Origin of the sequence: Sphingobium xanthum (assembly GCF_019737615.1) — a bacterium.
In the GTDB taxonomy this organism is placed as follows: domain Bacteria; phylum Pseudomonadota; class Alphaproteobacteria; order Sphingomonadales; family Sphingomonadaceae; genus Sphingobium; species Sphingobium xanthum.
Genome location: NZ_JAHKKS010000009.1, coordinates 26,728 through 48,448 on the forward strand (window position 1 = coordinate 26,728; position 21,721 = coordinate 48,448).

19 protein-coding genes are annotated in these 21,721 nt (G+C 65.8%); 11 read left to right on the plus strand and 8 right to left on the minus strand.

The features are described from left to right. Window positions 1-119 precede the first annotated feature (119 nt). The 5 genes from KM135_RS14455 (at window position 120) to KM135_RS14475 (ending at window position 5,898) form a co-directional block, all read left to right on the plus strand. Window positions 120-1,346: an FAD-dependent monooxygenase gene (locus tag KM135_RS14455; protein WP_221714739.1), complete on the plus strand. Its 1,227-nt coding sequence runs from the start codon at window positions 120-122 to the stop codon at window positions 1,344-1,346. 2 nt (window positions 1,347-1,348) lie between these two features. Beyond that, window positions 1,349-2,542, plus strand: a complete 1,194-nt coding sequence (locus tag KM135_RS14460) for an alpha/beta fold hydrolase (RefSeq protein ID WP_221714740.1) — start codon at window positions 1,349-1,351, stop codon at window positions 2,540-2,542. Beyond that, window positions 2,539-3,315 (plus strand): helix-turn-helix transcriptional regulator, encoded by a 777-nt coding sequence (locus KM135_RS14465; RefSeq protein WP_221714741.1) that lies wholly within the window; start codon window positions 2,539-2,541, stop codon window positions 3,313-3,315. Before KM135_RS14460 ends, KM135_RS14465 begins: the two co-directional genes overlap by 4 nt. A gap of 26 nt (window positions 3,316-3,341) precedes the next feature. Continuing rightward, a complete protein-coding gene (locus tag KM135_RS14470) occupies window positions 3,342-5,405 on the plus strand; it encodes a PQQ-dependent dehydrogenase, methanol/ethanol family (RefSeq protein WP_221714742.1) in 2,064 nt (687 codons plus the stop codon). A gap of 112 nt (window positions 5,406-5,517) precedes the next feature. Further along, window positions 5,518-5,898 (plus strand): response regulator, encoded by a 381-nt coding sequence (locus KM135_RS14475; protein WP_221714743.1) that lies wholly within the window; start codon window positions 5,518-5,520, stop codon window positions 5,896-5,898. A gap of 15 nt (window positions 5,899-5,913) precedes the next feature. Here KM135_RS14475 and KM135_RS14480 read toward each other — a convergent pair whose 3' ends face one another. Next, window positions 5,914-6,642, minus strand: a complete 729-nt coding sequence (locus KM135_RS14480) for a methyltransferase domain-containing protein (protein WP_221714744.1) — start codon at window positions 6,640-6,642, stop codon at window positions 5,914-5,916. A 184-nt stretch (window positions 6,643-6,826) separates the two neighbouring features. Here KM135_RS14480 and KM135_RS14485 point away from each other — a divergent pair, with 184 nt between their 5' ends. Genes KM135_RS14485 through KM135_RS14500 form a run of 4 tightly spaced genes read left to right on the plus strand, consistent with a single transcriptional unit; the run spans window position 6,827 to window position 10,704 of the window. Continuing rightward, entirely contained in the window at window positions 6,827-7,903 is a 1,077-nt protein-coding gene (locus KM135_RS14485) for a YjgN family protein (protein WP_221714745.1), read from the plus strand. A 16-nt stretch (window positions 7,904-7,919) separates the two neighbouring features. Next, window positions 7,920-9,002, plus strand: a complete 1,083-nt coding sequence (locus KM135_RS14490; RefSeq protein WP_221714746.1) for a M48 family metallopeptidase — start codon at window positions 7,920-7,922, stop codon at window positions 9,000-9,002. Window positions 9,003-9,034: 32 nt separating this feature from the next. Beyond that, on the plus strand, window positions 9,035-9,796 hold the full coding sequence (locus tag KM135_RS14495) for an alpha/beta hydrolase (RefSeq protein WP_221714747.1): 762 nt from the start codon (window positions 9,035-9,037) through the stop codon (window positions 9,794-9,796). Continuing rightward, complete coding sequence (locus KM135_RS14500) at window positions 9,793-10,704, plus strand: tetratricopeptide repeat protein (protein ID WP_221714748.1); 912 nt, start codon at window positions 9,793-9,795, stop codon at window positions 10,702-10,704. Before KM135_RS14495 ends, KM135_RS14500 begins: the two co-directional genes overlap by 4 nt. Window positions 10,705-11,165: 461 nt before the next feature. On the opposite strand, the gene KM135_RS14505 is transcribed toward KM135_RS14500, so the two are convergent. Further along, a complete protein-coding gene (locus tag KM135_RS14505; RefSeq protein WP_221714749.1) occupies window positions 11,166-12,035 on the minus strand; it encodes a 3-hydroxybutyryl-CoA dehydrogenase in 870 nt (289 codons plus the stop codon). A gap of 206 nt (window positions 12,036-12,241) precedes the next feature. On the opposite strand from KM135_RS14505, the gene KM135_RS14510 reads away from it, so the two are divergent. Next, entirely contained in the window at window positions 12,242-13,225 is a 984-nt protein-coding gene (locus KM135_RS14510) for a DUF1176 domain-containing protein (protein ID WP_221714750.1), read from the plus strand. A gap of 16 nt (window positions 13,226-13,241) precedes the next feature. On the opposite strand, the gene KM135_RS14515 is transcribed toward KM135_RS14510, so the two are convergent. Continuing rightward, entirely contained in the window at window positions 13,242-14,456 is a 1,215-nt protein-coding gene (locus tag KM135_RS14515) for an MFS transporter (RefSeq protein WP_221714751.1), read from the minus strand. 209 nt (window positions 14,457-14,665) lie between these two features. Here KM135_RS14515 and KM135_RS14520 point away from each other — a divergent pair, with 209 nt between their 5' ends. Beyond that, window positions 14,666-16,387, plus strand: a complete 1,722-nt coding sequence (locus tag KM135_RS14520) for an ATP-binding protein (RefSeq protein WP_221714752.1) — start codon at window positions 14,666-14,668, stop codon at window positions 16,385-16,387. 139 nt (window positions 16,388-16,526) lie between these two features. Here KM135_RS14520 and KM135_RS14525 read toward each other — a convergent pair whose 3' ends face one another. The 5 genes from KM135_RS14525 to KM135_RS14545 form a co-directional block, all read right to left on the minus strand. Continuing rightward, a complete protein-coding gene (locus KM135_RS14525; RefSeq protein ID WP_221714753.1) occupies window positions 16,527-17,516 on the minus strand; it encodes a C13 family peptidase in 990 nt (329 codons plus the stop codon). Between the two features lie 103 nt (window positions 17,517-17,619). After that, window positions 17,620-18,222 (minus strand): hypothetical protein, encoded by a 603-nt coding sequence (locus KM135_RS14530; protein WP_343228202.1) that lies wholly within the window; start codon window positions 18,220-18,222, stop codon window positions 17,620-17,622. After that, the gene (locus tag KM135_RS14535; RefSeq protein ID WP_343228203.1) at window positions 18,219-19,304 is read right to left on the minus strand and encodes a M48 family metalloprotease; all 1,086 of its coding nucleotides are present in this window, start codon (window positions 19,302-19,304) and stop codon (window positions 18,219-18,221) included. The genes KM135_RS14530 and KM135_RS14535 overlap by 4 nt, the downstream gene beginning before the upstream one ends. Before the next feature lie 110 nt (window positions 19,305-19,414). Continuing rightward, complete coding sequence (locus tag KM135_RS14540; RefSeq protein ID WP_221714909.1) at window positions 19,415-20,155, minus strand: hypothetical protein; 741 nt, start codon at window positions 20,153-20,155, stop codon at window positions 19,415-19,417. Between the two features lie 139 nt (window positions 20,156-20,294). Continuing rightward, window positions 20,295-21,716, minus strand: coding sequence for an aldehyde dehydrogenase family protein (locus tag KM135_RS14545; protein WP_221714754.1), 1,422 nt, complete (start codon window positions 21,714-21,716; stop codon window positions 20,295-20,297). Window positions 21,717-21,721: the final 5 nt, after the last annotated feature.

A 21,721-nucleotide genomic window follows, 5' to 3' on the forward strand; every position in this document is an offset into this window, starting at 1 on the left:
ACCCTTGTCCCTTCGAGGGTCAGGCGATGGCACGGTTCCCGCTTCGCGCCAACTGATTTGATATTGACGAATGATATTCGTCAGAATTATGGCTGAGGCAAAGGGAAGGATGCCTGAGCTTGAAGACGGATTTGGCGATCGGGATCGTCGGCGGGGGGATCGGCGGGCTGACGGCGGCGCTTGCGCTGCTGCGCCGCGGCTTCGATGTCTCCGTCTACGAACAGGCGAGCGTGCTTCAGGAGGTCGGTGCCGGCCTCCAGATCAGCCCTAACGGCGTCCGCGTCCTGTGCGCGCTCGGCCTCGAGCAAGCGCTGATGGACATCTGCTTCGAGCCGCAGGGCAAGGAAATCCGCCTGTGGAGCACCGGGCAGACGTGGAAGCTGTTCGATCTCGGCGCGGAGTCCGTGGCACGATACGGCTTCCCCTACATCACGGTGCATCGCAACGACCTGCACCAGCTGCTCTACCGGACGATCGAGACGCTCGCGCCGGGGACGGTCCACCTCGACCATCGCTTCACGGCGGTCGAGCGGAACGACAGCAAGGTCACGCTCGCCTTCGAGGGGCGCGAGTCCATGACGTTCGATGTCGTCATCGGCGCGGACGGCGTCCACAGCAAGCTGCGCGAGCAATTGTTCGGATCGGGACCAGCCAGGTTCACCGGCATCGTCGCCTGGCGCGGCGTGATTCCCGCCGAGCGGCTGCCGGAGCGTCTGCTGAAGCCGGTCGGCGTCAACTGGGTCGGGCCGGGCGGCCATGTCATCCACTATCCGATCCGGCGCGGCGAGCTCATCAACTTCACCAGCGTGATCGAGCGGCAGGACTGGAAGACCGAGAGCTGGTCGACCGCCGGTTCCAATGCCGAATATCATGCCGATTATCCCGGCTGGAACGAGGATGTGCATACCTACATCGAGGCCATTCCGCAGCCGTTCAAATGGGCGCTGATCGCCCGCCCGCCGATGCAGGAGTGGGTCGCGGGGCGCGTCGCGCTGCTGGGTGACGCCTGCCATCCCTCGCTGCCGTTCCTGGCGCAGGGCGCGGTGATGGCGCTGGAGGATGCGTTCATCCTTGGCCGTGCCTTCGTCGAGTTCGATAACGTCGATGCGGCGCTCGCCCATTATCAGGCGGCGCGCATCCCGCGCACCACCCGCGCGGTCAATGGCGCCACCGCCAATACCGAGCGCTTCCACAATCCCGCTCTGGCCGAGCCGGCCGGGGCGCAGGCCTATATCGATGCGCAATGGGAGCCGCATCAGGTGGTGGATCGCTATGAATGGCTGTTCCGCTACGATGCGACCAGTATTCCGTTCAGCGACAGCGAAGTCGCGACCGTCCAGGCCTGATCATGAGCGACACCGAGACCAGCAAGGCGGCGTGGACGCGCACGGCGCTCATTCTCTCCTTCCCGGACAATCCGACGTTCAACGAGACCTACGGGTTTGCGGGCAATTCGGGCAAAGTGAATCTGGAAGCGCAGCTGCTGCGCGATCCCGCGTCGACCGCCAGGACGGTCTATGTGTTCATGCACCCGACCTCGGTGCTGCATCTGCTGCCCATGCCGACCGCGCTCGCCGATGCCGGGCTCGACGTGCTGTGCGCCGCCAGCCGCTATCCGCGCAACGACACCGCCCTGATCTTCGAGAAGGTCGCGATCGATCTCGGCAAATGGCTCGACTATGCGCGCGAGGAGCTGGGCTATGAGAAGGTCGTGCTGGTCGGCTGGTCCGGCGGCGGATCGCTCTCGCTCTTCTATCAGGCGCAGGCCGAGAACCCGACGATCACCCGGACGCCTGCCGGCGATCCTGTCGATCTGACCAGGGCGGGTCTCAAGCCTGCCGATGGCGTCATCTTCATCGCCGCCCATCTCTCGCGCGCCGAGACGATGACCGAGTGGCTCGACCCCTCCGTGACCGACGAGTTGAACCCGGACGACCGCGACATCGAGCTCGACATCTACTCGCCCGATTGCCCGAACAAGCCGCCGTTCAGCGCCGAGTTCGTCGCGCGGTTCCGCGAGGCGCAGCGGGCGCGCAACCGCAAGATCACCGATTGGGCCCTGTCCGAGCTCAAGCGTCTCGATGCGCTCGGCACCGAAGAGAAGGAACGCGCCTTCGTCGTCCACCGCACGATGTGCGACGTGCGCTGGATCGACCTCAGCGTCGATCCCTCGGACCGGCGCCTCGGCCACACTTATATGGGCGACCCGAAGACGGTGAATGTCGGCCCGGTTGGCCTTGCGCGCTACACGACCTTGCGCTCCTGGCTCAGCCAGTGGAGTTACGATCTCTCGAACGCCAAAGGCCCGATGAACGCGGCGAAGATCCATCGCACGCCGGTCCTGCAGATCGAGAACACCGCTGACGAAGCCGTGCCCTCGACGCACAACCCGGCAATCCGCGACGCGCTGGCGACGCCCGACAAGGAATATGTCGTGCTGAAGGGTGCCACGCATTACTATTTGGGCCAGCCCGAGCTGCTCGCGCAATGCATCGGCTCGGTGATCGACTGGAGCCGGCGCAAGGGATTGCTGGCGTCATGACCGATCGCGCCGTCGTCGATGCCTGTGCCGATCTGGTCGGCGCCATCGGCAGCGAGCGCTTTCCCGCCCGGTTCCATGCCGCACTCGGCACGCTGGCGGCGATCGATCTCTCCTCGGTCTTCCGGCATGACGAGGGCAAAAGCGTCCAGCTGCTCTTCGCGCAGGGGACGGTGCCGTTCATGGCTGATTTTCCCATGCATGCCTCGCTCGATTATGCGCGGCGCTACTGGCGCTCGGATCGGCCGCTGCTGCGTCTCGCCCGCTCCGGCCGCACCGCGCCGATCGTGGTGCGGACCAGCGCCGCGGAGATCGCCGACCCCGATTATCGCGCCGCCTGTTACGAGCGCGCCAGCGTGCGCGAGCGCGTGTCGATCTACTGGCCCGGCCAGCCGATGCTGGTCGCCAATGGCTATCGCACCGGGGATAGCCCGATCTTCAGCGCCGAGGAGTTGGAGCGCATCGAGTTGCATGCCGGGCTGCTGATGGCTGCGCTCGAACGACATGCGCATCTCCAGACCGTCGGCGCGCTGCCGCACAGCGAGGCCGAGCTAGTCCAGTCGCTGATGGAGCTAAATTGCGGCCTCAGCGCGCGCGAGGCGGAAGTCTCGGCCGCGATGATCCTGGGCGAGACGCAGACCGAGATCGCGACGCGAAAGCGTCTCTCGCATGGCAGTGTCGTGACGTATAGGCGCAGGGCCTATGGCAAGCTCGGCGTCGCCAATCGGCGCGATCTGCTGCGGCTGCACAGGCGTCTCGCAACCGGAGAGGGATAGTGCGGGCATTTGCGGCGATACTGTTGATGGCGAGCATCCTGCTCGGCGCTGTGCCCGTCGCGACGGCCGGGGCAGGCCCCGCGCAGGTCGATCATGCGCGGCTGCTACGCGCGGATCGCGAGCCGGGCCAGTGGCTCGCGCCCGGCCGGACCTATGGCGAGGATCGGTTCAGCCCGCTCGCGAGCATAAACGATGGCAATGCGAGCCAGCTCGGCCTTGCCTGGTACGCTGATCTGCCGGGGGATCGCGGAGTCGAGGCGTCGCCGCTGATGGTCGATGGCGTGCTTTACAATATCGAGCCGTGGAACGTGACCACGGCCTATGACGCGCGCACCGGCAAGCAGCTCTGGCGCTATGATCCGCAGGTCGATCGCGACAAGGGCAAGCATGCCTGCTGCGACATCGTCAGCCGTGGCGTCGCCGCCTGGAAGGGCCGTATCTATGTCGCGACGCTGGACGGGCGCCTGATCGCGCTGGACGCGAAGGACGGCAAGCCGGTGTGGAGCGTGCAGACCTTCGATCCGGTCTGGCCCTATACGATCACGGCCGCGCCGCGCGTCTATGACGGCAAGGTGCTGATCGGCAATGCCGGCGCGGAAGGCGCCGCGCGCGGCTATGTGACGGCCTATGACGCGGCGACCGGCAAGCAGCTTTGGCGCTTCTACACCGTGCCGGGCGATCCCTCGCTGCCGCAGCCCAACAAGATCCTCGAAATGGCCGCGACCACCTGGAAAGGCGAATGGTGGAAGAAGGGCGGGGGCGGCACCGTCTGGGATTCGATCGCCTATGATCCCGCGCTCGATCTCGTCTATATCGGCACCGGCAATGGCGGCCCCTGGGCGCAGGCCTATCGCAGCCCCGGCGGCGGCGACAATCTCTTCATCTCGTCGATCGTCGCGCTCAAGGCCGATACCGGCGACTATGTCTGGCACTATCAGACGACGCCCGCCGATGAGTGGGACTATACCGCCACGCAATCGCTCATCCTCGCGGACCTGAAGCTCGACGGCGTAACGCGCAAGGTCATCATGCAGGCGCCGAAGAACGGATTCTTTTATATTCTCGACCGCGCGACCGGGAAATTGCTCTCGGCGAAGAATTATGTGCCGGTGAGCTGGGCGAGCGGCATCGACATGGCGACCGGCCGCCCGATCGTGAACCCGGAAGCGCATTATGGCGTCAACCCGGTGGTGGTGACGCCCGCGCCGGGCGGCGGCCACAGCTGGCATCCGATGGCCTACAGCCCGATCACCGGCCTTGCCTATTTCCCCGCCACCGAACTGTACTACGCTTATTCGCTGAATCCGGCGTTCAGGCAGACGCCGGGCAATATGAGTCAGCTCGGCATTGGCGGCACTGGCTTCGATCTGACGCGCCGGGCGGCGGCGGAGTTTGCCGAGCGTAACGACAAGGCGTGGCTGGTCGCCTGGGACCCGGTCGCGCAGACCGAGCGCTGGCGCGTGCCCTATCCGCAGCGGGGCAGCGGAGGGGTCCTGGCGACGACCGGCAATCTCGTCTTCCAGGGCACGATCAACGGCACCTTCGCGGCCTATACGGCGGACAAGGGGCACAAGGTCTGGGAAATGCCGGTGCAGCAGGTGCCGATCGCCGCGCCGATCAGCTACATGCTGGACGGCGTGCAGTATATCGCGGTGAATGCCGGCTGGGGCGGAGGCATCGCGCATGCGGCGTCGTCCGCGCCGCTCAGCTTCGTCAAGGCGACACCCCGCCTGCTGGTGTTCAAGCTCGGCGGCACCCTGACGCTGCCCGCCGTCGCGCAGACGGCCGCCGCTCTGGTGCGGCCGCAGGACAAGGCCGATGCAGCGACGATCGCGCGGGGCGAGAAGGCCTATGGCGACCATTGCGCCAGTTGCCACGGCGCCCAGGCGCGCGGCGGCATCAAGGATTTGCGCCGCATGACGGCGCAGACGCGCGCGGAGTTCCTGGACATCGTGCTGGCCGGCAAGCGCCGGGAAAAGGGCATGGCGAGCTTCGCCGACGTCGTTTCCCGCGCCGATGCCGAAGCGATCGAGGCGTATCTCGCGCGGCGAACCAGTGAGGATTGGGAGAGCCTGTCCGCAGGCAAATGACGAGAGCGCTGCGGCAGCGAGGCTAACCGATTCAAAAAATTGCGATTTGCCGGAGCGAAACACACCCGAAAGCGTTGATAAGCGTGGGATTGGTTGGACCAGGAGGTCGCCAATGCATGTTTTGATCATCGAAGATGACGCGCTGCTTGCCATGAATCTCCGGTTCTTCCTGGAAGAACTGGGGGCGGACAGCACCGCCGTCGCCGCCACGCAGGCCCAGGCCATCAGGGAGGCCATGGCGCATCCGCCCGATCTCATCGCCTCCGATGTCGATCTGCCGGAGGGCAGCGGCCCGGCGGCCGTGAAGGCGATACGTGCGACGCTGGGTGACGTGCCGGTCATCTATGTGACGGGTCATGCCGATGCCCTGCGCGACGTCGAGCCGGAAACGCGCGTGCTGGAAAAGCCGGTCAAATGGCTGGAGCTGGTCCACGCCACGCGACCCTTCGGCCTGCCGCCTTACGAGCCGATCGATCTCGACGCGCGGGCCTGAGCGCCGCCCTGTTCCTCAGTCGATGCCGAACACCACCGTATAGCCCATCGGCATCGCGTCATGCGCGCGGCGGCTGATCGGCGCGAGCGGCGCGAAGGCGATGCCGGTCAGGTGATGCACCAGCCACGCCGGCAGCGGGAAGCGCTCGGCATAGGCCATTTTGGTCAGCAGATCGCGCACCACGTCCAGCCCGCCGCCGTTCACCTGCTCGCGCAGTACGGTGAAGCCATGTGTCGTCGCGAAATCGCGCAGCTTGTGGATCGTGTAGCGATGATGGTCGTGTGGCTCCTCGTGCAGCCAGTAGAGGAACGGCACGCCGATGATCGCCCGGCCGCCCGGCCGCAGCACGCGGCGGACTTCGGCGAGGAGCTGATCCGGCTGGGCGATATGTTCGAGCACGTCGCTCATCAGGACCGTGTCGAGCGAGGCGCTCGCGATCTCCAGCGGCTTGTTGAGGTCCTGGCTCACGTCCAGCCTGATCTTCTGGTGCATGCTGCCGGGCCAGTCCACCCACAGCATCGATCGGACGTGCGGCGCATAGACGGCGGCGAGCGGCGCATTGCCGCAGCCGAGATCGGCGAGATCGCCCTGCGCATAGTTGCGGATCGCGGCGACATAATTGGTCACGGCCCGGTCGGCGAACAGGCGCGAGGCGACGTTCACTTCGCCGGGCGCGCTCAGCCAGCGGCCGCCGCGCAGGGCGAACTTGCTCGGCTCCCAGCCGCGCGCCGTCAGCTCGGCCATGGCGCCCCCCATGACTCCACGTGCCGGTTCGCTCGCTCCTGTCTGTTCGCCCAAAAGAGTAACTCCGCACAGATGAAGCGCTCTATCGCTCCATAGCAACTAAAATTCCCTTGTCGCCTCGCTTGACAGGCGCCCGGTATCCGCCTCTCTTGAGTCCGGGGACACATGGGGGAGAGCGTCGCGCATGAGCGAGCAGGGGGCACGCGCGTTCGGTTTCGAGGGGACATGGCGCGAATACGCACCGATCGCCTTCACAAATTTGCTGCTGACGATCGTCACACTCGGCATCTATCGCTTCTGGGCGACCACCCGCACGCGCCAATATCTCTGGAGCCGCACGCGCTTCATCGACGAGCATCTGGAATGGACCGGCACCGGGAAGGAGCTGTTCATCGGCTTCCTCCTTGTGCTGGCCTTGTTCGGCCTGCCGTTCCTGTTCATCCAGTTCGGCCTGCAGGCGCTGCTGCTGCAGGGCTATGTCGGCGTGGCGTTCAGCCTCGGCTTCGTCGCGTTCGGCTGGATCTTCTATCTGAGCGGCGTCGCGCTCTTCCGGATGCTGCGCTACCGTCTCAGCCGCACCTTCTGGCACGGCATTCGCGGCGGCAGCGACGACAAGGGCTGGGGCTATGGCTGGTCCTATGTCTGGAAGAACTTCGTCGGCAGTTTCGCGCTTTATCTGCTCGTGCCTTGGGCCATGATCTCGCTGTGGAACGAGCGCTGGAGCAAGATGAGCTTCGGCCCGTTCGAATTCAGCGCGACGGCGAGCGAACGGGAAATCTTCAAGCGCTTCCTGCTGTTTTATCTCGTGCCCCTGGTCCTGATCGCCGGCGTCGTCTTCGCCGCGCTCTTTGCGGCGCCCAGCGCCATGCAGGCGTCCGGTGGATCGGAGCCGCCGGCATCTTTCGGCATCGCCATCCTGCTCACGATGCTGGCTGTCTATGTGGCGCTACCGCTCATCGCGGTTGCCTTTTATGCCAAATATCTGCGTGTCGCGATCGGCGGGCTCTCGCTGGAAGGTCTCGACTTCCATTTCGATGCGCGCACCAAGGACTGGTTCATGCTGATCCTCGGCGACATCGGCCTCGTGATCGTCACGCTCGGCATCGGCGCGATCTTCCTCAACTATCGCCACTGGAAGTTCTTCGTGACGCATCTCGACGCGACCGGCGAAATCAGTCTCGCGCAGCTGACCCAGTCGACCACCGCCGCGCCGGGGCAAGGCGAAGGCTTGGCCGACGCATTCGACATGGGCGCGATCTGATCGCGGGGACGGGACGATGACGCAGATCGGGCCGGACGAAACCATCTGGCATTATGACGGCAGCAATGCCACGCGACACCATCCGGCGCTGAGCTGGAATGCCGATGGCTTCTCGCTGCACTGGGATGGCGGAGGGAGCGGCCCGCATCGCTGGTCCGATCTTATGCCGATGACCGGCACGGCGGGCCGGTCCCTTTATGGCCTGCGCGGCGTCTCGGGCTGGCGGCTGGGTTTCGCCGGCCTGCCGCCGGAAGCCTTCGCCGTGCATCTGCCGCTGGTCGCGCGCTATGGCCGCTGGATCGATCGCATGGGCCTGTGGCGCGCGGTCGGGCTGTTCGGCGTCGTCGCGGTCGCCGTGGTCTTCGTCGTGCTGCGTGCCCCGCAATGGCTCGCCCCGCTCGTCCCGCAAAGCTGGGAGAACCGGCTGGGCGACGCGATGGTCGGCGATTTCGGCGGACGGCTGTGCGAGACGCCGCGCAGTGCCGCCGCGCTCGCCAAGCTCCAGAGCCAGCTCGGCAAGGATGTGCCGATCCGCCAGATCGGCATCGCCAATATCGGCATAGTCAATGCCGTCGCCTTGCCCGGCGGGCGTATCCTCATCTTCAGCGATCTCATCAGCGAGGCCAAGTCGCCGGACGAGCTGGCGGGCGTGCTGGCGCATGAGATCGGCCATGTCCGCCACCGCGACACGCTGACCGCGCTGGTGCGCCAGCTTGGGCTCAGTGTCGTGCTGGGCGGGTTCAGCGGCGATGTCGGCGGCACGGTCAACGGCCTGCTCGCGATGAGCTACAGTCGCGACGCCGAGCGCGCGGCCGACAGCTATTCTATCGATGCTTTGCGCGGCGCGAACATCTCGCCGCTGCCGACGGCCGCCTTCTTCAAGAAGCTCGGCAAGCTTTCGGGCGGCGATGCGATCGAGCGCTCGATGAGCTGGATGGGCTCGCATCCGGTCTCGTCGGAGCGCGAAAAGGCCTTCACGGCCTCGGCCGTCAAGGGCCACGCCTATCGGCCGTCGCTCAGCCCGGCGGAATGGCAAGCGCTGGTCAATGCCTGCGCCGAGGACAAGGACGTGGCGCCGCCAACCAAGATGCTGTTTTGACCTGACCGCGCAACGGCGTCACAAGGCGCGCCATGACCGATGCCGTTTTCGATCCGCCCCTCTGGCTCGCCCGTCCGGACGGGCTGCGCCTCGCATATCGGCACCGCGCTGGCAACGGGCCGACCATCGTCTTCCTGCCGGGCTATATGTCGGACATGATGGGCGGCAAGGCGCTCGCCCTCGATGCCTGGGTAGCGCGAGAAGGGCGCGCGATGCTGCGGCTCGATTATGCCGGCTGCGGCGAGAGCGATGGCGCCTTCGAGGACGGAACGCTGGCAAGCTGGCGCGACGATGCCCGGCTGGTGATCGATGCCCTCGTCCCGGACGGCCCGCTGGTCCTCGTCGGCTCGTCCATGGGCGGCTGGCTTGCCCTGTTGCTCGCGCAGGCGCTGGGCGATCGCGTGGCCGGGCTGGTCGGCATCGCCGCCGCGCCGGATTTCACCGACTGGGGCTTCGACAGCGCGCAGAAAGCAACGATGCAGCGTGAGGGCCGGCTGGTCGAGGCAACGCCCTATGGCGACCAGCCTTATGTCACGACGCGCGCCTTCTGGGAGGCCGGCGAAGCGCTGCGCCTGCTCGATGCGCCGATCGCGGTCGATTGCTCCGTTCGCCTGCTGCAGGGGCAGGACGATCCCGACGTGCCCTGGCAGATCGCGCTGCGTATTGCCGAGCGCGTCCGTTCAGCCGACGTGCAGACGATCCTCGTCAAAGGCGGCGATCATCGCCTCTCGCGCCCGCAGGACATCGCCCTGCTGATCGAGACGGTCGCTCGCCTGACGGAGCCCCACCTTTGATCCTCATCGTCGCATCCCTGACCCTCGCCCAGCTTGCCCCTGAGCCCTCGCCATATGGCCCGGAGATCGAGGCCGTGCTGCGCCGCCGGGAGGAGAAGCGCCGCGCCGAGGCCATGCAGCAGCCCGCGCCGGGCGTCCCGCAGTCGGACGATCGCGAGACGCTGGCCGGCGTCGTCCCACCCGCCATTGCCGCGCGGCTCGGCGAATGCCTTGCCAAGGCGAACATCAAGGCGGAGGACGGCCTTGCCGATGCCCAGACATGGGCTGTGGCCGGCGGCGGCGCCTATGCCGCGCAGTGCCGGGGCTATGCGCTGGGGCAGGCCGGACGCTGGAGCGAAGCGGCCGATGCGTTCGAGGGCGGCGCGGGCACTAGCGGCCTCGATGCCGTGGCCAAGGCGCGGCTCTGGTCGCAGGCCGGCAATGCGGCCTTGATCGGCGGCAATTCCGCCCGCGCCGTCCGCGCGCTCGATACGGCCTTGTCGCAGCCGCTGCCGCGCACGCTCTCGACCGGCGAGATCCATCTCGATCGCGCCCGCGCCCGCGTCGCCGCCGGGGACCTCAAGGGCGCCCGAGCGGATCTCGATCAGGCCGTGGTTCTCGCCAATGCCGATCCGCTCGCCTGGCTGCTCTCCGCGACCCTGGCGCGGCGCATGGACGACCTGCCGATGGCGCGCATCCACATCGAGGAAGCCGCCAAGCGCGCCCGCAATGATCCCGGCATCGCGCTGGAACAGGGCATCATCTATGCGCTCTCCGGCGACATGGACGACGCCGCCCGCGCCGCCTTCAAGCGGTCGCAGGAGACGGCGGCACCCGGCAGCGACACGGCGAAACAGGCGGCGGACTATCTCACCCAGCTCGGCGTCGCACCCATGCCCCCCGCGCCGGAGCGCGAGGTGGGGCGTTAGCCTCCAGGCCAGTGCTCCAGCGAAGGCAGGAGCCCAGGGCGGCTGGGTTCGTCGGTTGGGCCCTGGGCTCCTGCCTTCGCAGGAGCACATGCTGGTAGATTGGGCGGGAACTGGCTCTGTCCTACAAACCTTGTTCAATGCCACAGTAGCTGCACGGCTCGCATCGGGCCGGTTGCTCTTTGATCTCGTAAAACAATGCGAAAACAGTGCCTTACCTGCAAGGCGCTGACGTCCAATTGCATCTCACCATGCGTGATATGCGCGAAGTTAGAGAAAATAGCGGTCAAAACCCGCAGAAATCCGTGACTTCTTCGATCCTACTCCTGCCGGATCACTGCAAAAAGGTGCGAAGTTTATCGCTCTCACGGCGGCAAGCGGACTGAACCGTCAAATCCGCGGCCAAATCGGTGTCGAGTCAGTCATGTTCACCGATCAGCGCCGAGTCGCGCCGACCGCCGCCTTCAGCGCGTCGGAACCGGCTCCTCGCCGCTATAATCGTAAAACCCCTTGCCGCTCTTGCGGCCGAGCCAGCCGGCCTCGACATATTTGACGAGCAAAGGCGCCGGGCGGAACTTGGGGTCACCGGTGGTCGAATAGAGCACCTTGCAGATTTCGAGACAGGTATCGAGCCCCACGAAATCGGCGAGCGTGAGCGGTCCCATCGGATGATTGAGGCCGAGCCGGATCGCCGTGTCGATGTCCTTCACGTTGGCGACGCCCTCGCCGAGCGCGAAGATCGCTTCGTTCAGCATCGGCATGAGGATGCGGTTCACGATGAAGCCCGGCGCGTCGAAGGCGTGGACGACTTCCTTGCCGAGCGACTGGGCGAAGCTCTCGACGGCGGCGACCGTCTCGGGCGCGGTCGCGAGGCCGCGGATGATCTCGATGAGGCCCATCACCGGCACGGGATTGAAGAAATGGACGCCGATGAAGCGCGCCGGGTCGCCGCTCGCCTGCGCAAGCCGCGTGATCGGGATGGAGGACGTGTTGGAGGCCAGGATGGCGCTCTCGCCCAGCACCTTGCTGACATCGCCGAAGATCGCGCGCTTGATTTCCTCGCGCTCGGTCGCCGCCTCGATGACGAGATCGCAGTCGGCGAACGGGTCGAGATCGACCAGCGGCGTGATCCTGCCGAGCGCCGCCTGCGCATCGTCCGCCGTCAGCTTCCCGCCCTCGACGGCGCGCTTGAGGCGTTTCTCGATGCCGGCCTTTCCGGTCTCGGCACGCGCCAGATCGACATCGCGCAACAGCACGTCATAGCCCGCCTGAGCGGACACCTGGGCAATGCCGGCGCCCATCTGGCCCGCCCCGATCACACCGACCTTGCGCATGTCTCTTCTCCGTTCATCGCGGATTATTGTGCTGGCTCTACACCAATGCTCGCAACTGCATTATGAAGGGGCCAATGACAAGGTTTGTCGCCGCATCTGGCGTCCTCGGGGCGCTTGCATTTTTTTGCGCCACGGCGCTGCCTGTCGCGGCGCAAGCTCCGCACGGCCGCGACGATGAGCCGTTGCCCGAACCTCCCCCGGTCCGTGTGACAGAACCGGCGCTCGGCCGCATCCAGATATTCGACGACTGGGCCGTCGCTTGCGACAACCGCCTCTCGTGCAGCGCCGTCTCGCTCGTGCCGGAGGGTTCCGGAACGGCTTATACCGTGCTGGTCTCGATCCAGCGCCACGGCGGCCCGGCCGGCGAGGGCGTCCTGCGCTTGATCGGTGCCGACCAGCTGCGCGGCAAGATCGACATGATGGCCGATAGTCGCCTGCTCGCGCGCGTGACGGCGGCCCGCGACGTGATCGAGCTTACCGGCGCGCAGGCGCTGACCATCGTGCGCGCGCTGGGATCGAGCTATGCCTTCGAGCTGCGCGAGAAGAAGGCACTCATCGATGCGCCGTCGCTGCGCGGCCTCCCGGCTGCGCTGCGTTACATGGACGAGCAGCAGGGCCGGGTCGGCAGCCAGGGCGCGCTTGCCGCGCTTGGTGACGGGCCGGTCGATCTCGCCAAGCCGCTGCCGCCCGATCCGGTCGTCGCGGTCGATGCGGTGCCGGTGCCGGACGGCACGCCGCCGGCGCTCACTCCCGAGGAACAGGCCGCGGCGCGGCGCCTCGCCGTCTGCGAAGGCCGGCTCGACAATGCGCATCCGTTCGAGACGCATGTACTGGATGCCCAGCACGCGCTGGTGCTGCTGCCGTGCAATGCGGGCGCCTATAATATCAGCGCCGTGCCGCTCGTCGCGACCGGCGGCACCGGGCAATGGCAGTTCAAGGTCGCGCGCTTCGACCATGTGCCGGGCTTCACCGGCGATCCGGGGACGCCGCCGGTCATCGTCAATGCCCGCTGGAATCCCGAGCGCGGCGAGCTTTCCAGTTTCGCCAAGGGCCGGGGGCTTGGCGATTGCGGGACGGCGGAGACCTACAAATGGGACGGCACCGGCTTCCGGCTCACCGAGGCGCGCTCCATGCCGGTCTGTCGGGGCGCATGGGAATGGCCGGTGCTGTATTCCGCGGCCCAAGGCTGAAGCTCGGGGCTGAGGCTCAGCGCTTCACGGTTTCCTTGAGCGCGAGGGCCAGCAGGCCGCAGGCGAGCGCCAGGATGATATCCAGATAGAAGGGCGCGCGCAGGCCCCAGGCATCGGCGGCGAGGCCGGCGAGCGGTGGACTGAGGACGCCGCCGACCAGCTCGGCCGAGCACATGGACAAGGCGACGGCGGTGGTCACGCGCCCCGGCGCGACGCTTTCCGACGGGATAATGGCGCAGACCAGAGGTGCGCAGCCGACCACGAGCCCGCCCACCACGAAGGCGATGCCGAGCATGGCGGGCGCGCTCGCGACGGTCAGCAAAGCAAGCGGGACCAGCACGGACGCGAAGCCGGTCAGTACGGTCATGGGCTTGCGGCCGAACCGGTCCGAGAGTGCCGGGATCAGGACACCGCCGACAAGACCGCCAAGACCGGACAGGCTGAGCATCCAGCTCATCGTCTGCGGCGTGTACCCCATGAGCTCGGTCAGATAGCGTGGCAGGAAGACGTTCTGGATGGTGATCCAGGCCGTGAACAGCGAGGCGATGGCCATGGAGAGGAGCAGATTGCGCGATCGGAGCAACTCGCGGATCGAGGGCAGTTCGGCAGGCGCCGTTGCGGTCTCGCTGGCACTCGACCGCGTCTGCACAGGTTGCCGCACGAAGAGGACGACCAGCAAGGCCGAGACCAGACCGGGCAGGGCGCTCAGGAAGAAGGTCGCCTGCCAGCCGATGCGCTCGGCGAACTGCACGGCGAGGATCGGCCCCAGCATGGCGCCGACGAGGAAGGCGCCGCCGATCTGCATCGTCCCCATGTTGAAGCCGCGCCGCGTGGGCGCGGAGGCCGCACCCATGATCGTCTGCGTAAGCGGCACCAGCGGCCCCTCGGTCACGCCCAGCGCCAGCCGCGCGAGGAAGAGCGTGGCGAAGCTGATCGCGATGCCGGCGCCGCCCGACATCAGCGAGAAGGCGATGAGCATACAGACGAGTATGGTCTTCTGCTTGCCGGTGCGGTCGGCGAGGGCGGCGAAGAGGAGGCCGGAGATCGAGATCGCGCCTGACAAGGCCGACGAGAGCAGACCGAGCTGCGTGTTGCTCAGGCCCAGATCGACAATGATATAGGGTGAGAGGAAATTGACCGCGAGCCGGTCCAGCGCGACGACGCCGTTGACCAGTGCAAGGATCAGAAGGACCGCGGTTTCATAGCCGCGGGACGTCTTGTGGCTCTCCATAGGTGCTGAGTGTTAGGGGCAAGGCAGAGGGCTGTCATCCGGGGATTTCGCACAATAAAAGATCGGCGTTCTTGCCGCGCGTCACGCAGATCGATCCGAAACGGTTGGGCGTTAATATTTGTTAACTTCCACAATCGCTTGAAGCTCTTTTATGCAGCCATAGCTTGATGATAGAATTATCAACCGATCAACCCGGCTGAGTCGTTTTGATGCAGAATGAATTGTTCGAACCGATCGGCGAACCCGGATCGCGGGCCGAGCGCTGGGCAGCTGCGGCGCAGGCAATCGAGAGCCTGGCGCTGGCCAGGACGCTTGAGGACGTCGTTGATCGCTTGCGAGCCTCGGCGCGGCGCGTGGTGGGCGCGGACGGCATCACGGTGGTCCTGCGGGACGGTGACCGTTGTCACTATGTTGCCGAAGATGCCAAGGAGCCGCTCTGGGCGGGCCAGCGTTTTCCGGCGGAGACCTGCGTATCGGGCTGGGCGATGATGCACCGGGAGACGGTTTCGATCCCCGATGTGTTCGAGGATCCGCGCGTGCCCCAGGATGCCTATCGCATCACCTTCGTGCGCAGCATGCTGATGGTACCGATCGGCCGGCCCGAGCCGGTCGCTGCGATCGGTGCTTATTGGTCCGATGTCGGCCAGCCAACCGGCAATGAGATCGCGCTACTGGAAGCGCTGGCGCGCGCGGCATCGACGGCGCTGGAGAACGGACGTCTGTTCGGCGCGCTGGAGCAATTGAACGAGCAGCTAGAGCAGCGCGTGCTGGAGCGCACGGCGCAGCTGGAGCGTGCGCAGGATACGCTCCGCCAGACGCAGAAGATGGAAGTAATTGGCCAGCTCACCGGCAACGTGGCCCATGATTTCAACAATCTGCTCTCGCCGATCATGTCCAGCCTCGATCTGGTGCTGCTGGGTCGTTCGTCGCCCGAGGCGATCAGCCGCAGCGCATCGACGGCGATGGAAGCGGCCGAAGTCGCCAAGACTTTGGTCCAGCGCCTGCTGGCCTTTGCGCGCCGTCAGCCGCTGATGGTGACGGCCGTGGACCTGTGCGCACTGATCGAGGGGATGCGCAGCCTGCTCGGCAGCACGCTCGGCGCGCAGATCGCGCTCGATCATGCCGTCGCGTCCGGTCTCCCGGCCGTGCGGGCAGACAAGCATCAGCTTGAAATGGCGATTCTCAATCTGGTGGTGAATGCGCGTGACGCGATGACCGCGGACGGACGCATCGAGATCATAGCGGATCGCGCCGCTGACATGTTGCCCGAGCGTCTCGCTCCCGGCGACTATGTCCGCCTGATGGTCCGTGACAACGGCGCTGGCATGGACGCCAAGACCCGGCACGCGGCGACCGAGCCCTTCTTCACGACCAAAGAGGCCGGCCATGGCACAGGGCTTGGCCTGTCCATGGTCGATGGCTTGGTGAACCAGCTCGGCGGCGCCATGGAGATTGCGAGCGAACCGGGTGTCGGGACCGAGGTCTCGCTGTATCTGCCTGTCGCCAGGGCGGCAGCGGCGGCGGTCAAGCAGGAGGATGATCTGACTCAGGAGCAAGGCAAGAGCGAGGGCGATCTGCTCCTCGTCGATGACGAGCCACTCGTGCGCATGGGCACCAACAGCATGCTGACAGATCTCGGCTATCATGTCGTCGAAGCGCCTGACGCCCAGAAGGCCCTTGCGTTGATCGAGGAGGGTTTGCGTCCTGATATCGTCATCACCGATCATGTTATGCCGGGGATGACGGGCGCGGAGTTCGCTTTGCGACTGCGGACCGACCATCCCGAAATCGCGATCATGATCATCTCGGGCTATCAGGGTATCGATCTGATCGCGCCGGACATCGTGCGCCTCTCCAAGCCGTTCCGCCTTGCGCATCTTGAGGCGAGTCTCCAGGCCGCCAAGGAGCAGGCCCGCTCGTCGCTTCACTGAGCAGTGCGGCTTTCGCAACGGCGGAAAGATTGTTATAAGCTGTTAAAACAAAAGAAGGGCGGGAGATGGCCCTTGCCTTCTTCCGCCCCACGCCTGACATCCAGTGCCTCACTGGATCGGCCACGCCCCCCAACCATCGCTATTTCTTGCGCGCCAGTACCGACTTGGCTGCCGGCGCGCCATTGGGCGGCGCTGCCTGCCAGAATTGCTGCATGTTCTTGCCGATATAGGCCTGGGGCATCGAGAGCGTGAACTTCTGTTCTTGCTCCCATTGCGCGACCATCTTCTTCGCGGCCTCGAACGAGGTGGCAAGCGAGGCGCCGCGGCGCAGCGGGCCATTGAGAAACGCCTCGCCGAAATAGGTGAGCGGGCGATCCTCCGCGCAGCCGAACGAGGTGCGGTCCGCCGCAGCGGCGGTGATGATGATCGTGTCGTCATTTGCCAGCGAGGGGATCCAGCTCCCCGCGAAACAGGCCGAGATGACGATCACCCGCCGGCGGACATTGGCGTCGGCCAGCGCGGAAGCGAGCGACTCCGCCGAGATGGCGAGAATGGGAATATTGCCGGGCAGTCCGCTCTCCAGCGCGGCATTTGGCCCGCCATGCGATGTCAGATAGACCATCAGCACATCGTCCGGCCTGGCCTGTGTCCGCCGGCCGATCTCGCCCATCACCTGCGCGATGTTCTGTTGTGTGGCGAGCGGCACCTGCAGCATGTCCGAGGAGCTGTTCGACAGGAGGATGCCGCCCCTGGCTGTGCCACCATAATTGGTGGCGAAGCGCTGCAGCGCTGTCTTCGCTTCCCGTGAGAACAGGAGCTGGCGGCCATGCGGATTGATCGCGACAGCATAGATATTAGGCCGGTCGGTGGCACGCGCGGGCAGCAGTTCCATGCATTTGCCGATCAGCGCATCCTGCACGCCCCAGACATCGATCCGGGCATTGGGATGCGGCGGCGGCGCGCAGAGCGGAATGTCGGGGCTGGCCAGCGGCTCTGCCTGTGCGGCGGGGGTTTGCGCATCCGCGGCGTCGTTCGCCCCGCCCAGCGCCAGTGCCAGCGCGCCAAGGCCAAGCGCAATGGCACGCGCGGCACGCGCCTTCATGGCCAGCAAGGAATTGCGCATCGTCATCAACGAGAACCTGCCCCCTCCTCATTGAACGGAGGAAATCTGCGCGAAGCGGCGGGTTCGGGCAAGGGGAAATTGGAGCCGCCCGCCGGAGCGGGCCTTCAAGCTACCGCAGGACTGCGGAACTGGCCAACGCCCGGAAATCGCTCGCCATCGCATCGAAATAGTTCAGGCGCGGCGCCTCGAAGGTGATCATGTAGAGCTTGTCGTCGATGATGGCGGCAAGCGCTTCGCCCCGGCGCGTAAGCTCATCGACGTCGATGAACTCATAAGCGAAGGAGACGCCGTCCTTTCCGAGAAACCGTCCCGGCTCGCTCGACAGCAATCGAAACGATCCGCTGTTCTTGTAGGTGCGGTAAGTCCCCTCCAGCAATTCGGGTATCTCGACCAGCAAGGTCGTCTTCGTGAATTTCGGCAGAGGATCGCGTTTCTTGCTCCGCTCCCTGACGAGCGGCATGCCTGCCGGGATTCCGGCGAAGAACGTGACGTCGTTGAGCTGTTCGCCATCAACGGTCCAGGTCTCCGTGTTCTTGCCGACCTTCCGGCTGAGCGTGTTCCAGTCGCGGGACGGCGTCACGGTGACGGTCGATCCCGCGACGGCGACCGCCTCGCCGCGCAGGCGCAGCTTGTGCGCCGGCGCAGCTGTCGCGACGAGCAGGAGATGCGCGGCGACAAGGGTCGCAATCATCTTGGGAAGATGGAAACTCACGGACCTGTTACCTCCTTGGGGAGCATCATGCGGATCATGTTGGCGTCGGACGCGCCCGGCTTGAGATCGAGATAGGCCTGCAGCGCCTTCTGGCCGTCCGAGGGGCGGCCCGTCTTCATGAGCGACAAGCCGAGACCGCGATGCGCGTCCGCCATGCCTGACTCTATTTCGATGGCCCTGGCGTAAAAGTCGGCCGCCTGAACGAGATCCCGCTGGTTGCCGCGGTTCCGATAAAGCTCGCCACGCGCGAACCACAGCCCGGCGGTCCAGCCGGCCTGAGCCAGCGCTTCGATGAGATACTCACTACCGCCGAAATCATTGAGCCTGACCTGATCTTCGAGGAACAGCGGTATCCACGGCGCAAGCATCGCGCGATAGCGGTCGGCGCCGCTGTCCCTGTCCGCGCCTTCCGGCAGTGCTAGGACCGACAGATAATTGGCGCGCTCTCCATGGGGCGGATGTGTGGCGGTGAACGCGATCACATTGAAATTCGGCTTTTTGAGACCGCGATGACGCGCCGAAACCTCGACCTCGGCCATGATATTCTGCCAGACGAGGGATGCGGCCTGTGGTCTGAGCCGGCTTTTATTCAAATAGGCGATACCGAGCCGATCGGCTTCTCGCTCCTGATCCCGGTTGTACCGATACAGATGTCCGTAGACGGACAATTCGACATCCCGATACACGCGGCGGGTGTTGTAGCTCGCTGCGAGGTTGACGAGGACTGCGGTCCAAGCCAGCACATCGGTCCCGCTTCGCAAGGATTTGAAGTCCGCGAGACTGTGGCGCTGCTCGAAATGGCCGAACTCATGCCCCAGCACGGCCGCCAGCTCGGCCTCACTGTGGACGCGCAGGAAGAGGCCGCTGAAAACGCGCATGGTCCCGTTCGGTGACATCGTCGCGTTGAAGGTCGGTTCGCGCACGATGTAGACGCGCACCGACTTGCAGCGATCCTCGCCGACGGTGTCGCACAGCACTTGCTTGACGTAGGCAGTCAGTTTTTCATCCCGCACGACGAGGTTCGAGACCGCCAGTTGCCGCTCGCTTTCATCATCTTCCCGCCACAGGCCGATCTCGTCCACGCCCTGCGGCTGGTAGGCGCCGGCATAGGGTGGTGGCAGCGGCGTCGTTTGCGCGTCGCCCCGCCCGCATGTCACGCCCAGCATCAGCAGCAGAAGCGCGGCCGACGATTTCATTCGGCTACCGCCTTCGGGATGTCGCTGCCGGGAAAGTCTTCAAGCAGCTGGCGAACGCGCTTCTCGGAGCCGTCCTTCTCCCGCACGTCGCCGCCCATGGCCGCATCGGCGTTCAACCAGAGCAGCTCTCCAGTCTTGAGATCGACAAGGCCGGCATAGCCGACATGTTCGCCCGAGGTGACGCTGACGCCACCCATTGCCGCGAATACCTGCAGCACTTTGCGGCCGGTCGAGCCATAGGCATCCCTGTTGTAGATGAACAATCCATAATCCGCGTCTGCGGCACCGGGCAGACCGGCCACACCTTTCCCCAGTGACCAGTCGAAAACCTGCGTCTTGTTGTCTCGCTTCTTCGTCGGGAGCCGGTTGCCGACGAAGAACTGATATTCGATCACGGACTGCGAGACCGCGGCGAACAGCGCCATATGCTCGTGGAGATTGCGGGCATCGTCGCCATAGGCTTCCGGGGCGGCGACGACCTCATTGCCGAGCGATTCCTGGAATTGGTGAAGCGCGGCCTCGATGTTCGCCTTGGCCTGCTCGGTCCATTCGGCGTTCGGCTCGAACAGGCCGCCGGTCGACTGCGCGCCCACGCGGACGGCAGGGCGAAACAGCAGGATCTTCTTGTTGCTTTTGGCTGCGAGCTCGAAGCCCTGCTTGACGGCGGATCGCTCCTGCGCCGCCGCTGGCGCAGTCACAGCCGCACTGACGCTCGCCACGATGGCGAGCCAGATCATCAAGACCTTCAATGGAGCCCCCTCCCCTGTCGTCCGACACTTGGATCGGACGGGACGGAGCCTAGTCATCCGTTGGCGTGGAGCAAGTCCTGTTTACGCGCAAACGGATGCAAGTGCGCCGATGCCGTTGCTGGCTGCTTCAATATCCCAGCAGGCCCTTCACCTCGAGATATTCCTCCATCCCGTAGAGGCCATATTCGCGCCCATTACCGGACTGGCGGTATCCGCCGAAAGGCGCGTGGCGCGACCAGGCGGGGTAATTGATATGGACCTGACCCGCGCGGATGCGGCGGGCGACGCGGCGGGCGCGGTCCAGATCGGCGGACTGCACATGCGAGCTGAGGCCATAGACGGTCGCATTGGCGATGCGGACGGCATCTTCCTCATCTTCATAGGGCATGAGCACGACGACCGGGCCGAAGATCTCCTCCTGCGCGATGCGCATGGCCGGCGTCACTTCGGAGAAGATGGTCGGCCGCGCATAATAGCCATGGTTGAGGCCCTGCGGGAGGCCGAGGCCACCGCACACGAGCTTGGCGCCCTCGTCGATGCCGGACTGGATCAGGTCCTGCACCTTGGCGAACTGGGCGGCATTGGCGAGCGGGCCGATGAAGGCGCTCTCGTCGAGCGGATGGGCGACGACGATGCCGTTGGCGGCCTCGGCGGCCAGCGCTTCCACTTCGGCAAGACGCGAGGCGGGCACGACGATGCGCGTCGGCGCGGCGCAGGACTGGCCGACATTGCGCATCGCGCCGAGCACGCCCTTGGGCACGGCACTGGCGAAATCCGCATCGTCGAGGAAGACATTGGGCGACTTGCCGCCCAGTTCCTGTACCACGCGCTTGATGGTCGGAGCGGCGGCCTGCGCCACCAGCACGCCCGCCCGCGTGGAGCCGGTGAAGGAGACGAGATCGATATCCGGATGCGCGGAGATGGCCGCGCCCACGACATCGCCGGTTCCGTTGACCAGATTGAACACGCCCGGCGGCACGCCAGCGTCATGCATGACCTGCGCGAAGAGGAGCGCGCTGAACGGCGACAGCTCACTCGGCTTCAGGACCACGGTGCATCCCGCAGCGATGGCCGGCGCGACCTTGGCGGTGATCTGGTAGAGCGGCCAGTTCCACGGGGTGATGAGCCCGCAGACGCCGATCGCTTCCCGGCGCACCGTGACATCGGCAAGCTTCGTTTCGAATTGAAAGTCGCGCAGCACCTCGATCGCGGCGCGGACATGCTCGATGCCGTAAAAGACCTGGCCGGCCCGCACGAAGCTGATCGCCGCGCCCATCTCGGCGACGATGGCCTGCGCGAAGTCCTCGGTGCGCGCTTCGAGCAGGTCCCGGATGCGCTCCAGCAAAGCGACTCGGTCCGCGACTGGCCATTGCGAGAAGCTCTCGAACGCCTGCCGCGCGGCCGCGACGGCGAGATCGACATCCGCGGCCGTGCCCGCCGCGATATGGCCGATCACCTCTTCCGAGGCGGGATTGCGGACGGGGATCGACGGCGCATCGGCACGGTCGATCCATGCTCCGCCCACGTAGAAGCGCATGTCATTCGTCATTGTCA

Bases quoted from the DNA above. Each gene is read 5' to 3' on its own strand.
- KM135_RS14460 (WP_221714740.1), top strand. From the start codon at position 1,349: ATGAGCGACACCGAGACCAGCAAGGCGGCGTGGACGCGCACGGCGCTC.
- KM135_RS14465 (WP_221714741.1), top strand. From the start codon at position 2,539: ATGACCGATCGCGCCGTCGTCGATGCCTGTGCCGATCTGGTCGGCGCC.
- KM135_RS14470 (WP_221714742.1), top strand. From the start codon at position 3,342: ATGGCGAGCATCCTGCTCGGCGCTGTGCCCGTCGCGACGGCCGGGGCA.
- KM135_RS14475 (WP_221714743.1), top strand. From the start codon at position 5,518: ATGCATGTTTTGATCATCGAAGATGACGCGCTGCTTGCCATGAATCTC.
- KM135_RS14480 (WP_221714744.1), bottom strand. From the start codon at position 6,642: ATGGCCGAGCTGACGGCGCGCGGCTGGGAGCCGAGCAAGTTCGCCCTG.
- KM135_RS14485 (WP_221714745.1), top strand. From the start codon at position 6,827: ATGAGCGAGCAGGGGGCACGCGCGTTCGGTTTCGAGGGGACATGGCGC.
- KM135_RS14490 (WP_221714746.1), top strand. From the start codon at position 7,920: ATGACGCAGATCGGGCCGGACGAAACCATCTGGCATTATGACGGCAGC.
- KM135_RS14495 (WP_221714747.1), top strand. From the start codon at position 9,035: ATGACCGATGCCGTTTTCGATCCGCCCCTCTGGCTCGCCCGTCCGGAC.
- KM135_RS14505 (WP_221714749.1), bottom strand. From the start codon at position 12,035: ATGCGCAAGGTCGGTGTGATCGGGGCGGGCCAGATGGGCGCCGGCATT.
- KM135_RS14515 (WP_221714751.1), bottom strand. From the start codon at position 14,456: ATGGAGAGCCACAAGACGTCCCGCGGCTATGAAACCGCGGTCCTTCTG.
- KM135_RS14520 (WP_221714752.1), top strand. From the start codon at position 14,666: ATGCAGAATGAATTGTTCGAACCGATCGGCGAACCCGGATCGCGGGCC.
- KM135_RS14525 (WP_221714753.1), bottom strand. From the start codon at position 17,516: ATGACGATGCGCAATTCCTTGCTGGCCATGAAGGCGCGTGCCGCGCGT.
- KM135_RS14540 (WP_221714909.1), bottom strand. From the start codon at position 20,155: ATGATCTGGCTCGCCATCGTGGCGAGCGTCAGTGCGGCTGTGACTGCG.
- KM135_RS14545 (WP_221714754.1), bottom strand. From the start codon at position 21,716: ATGACGAATGACATGCGCTTCTACGTGGGCGGAGCATGGATCGACCGT.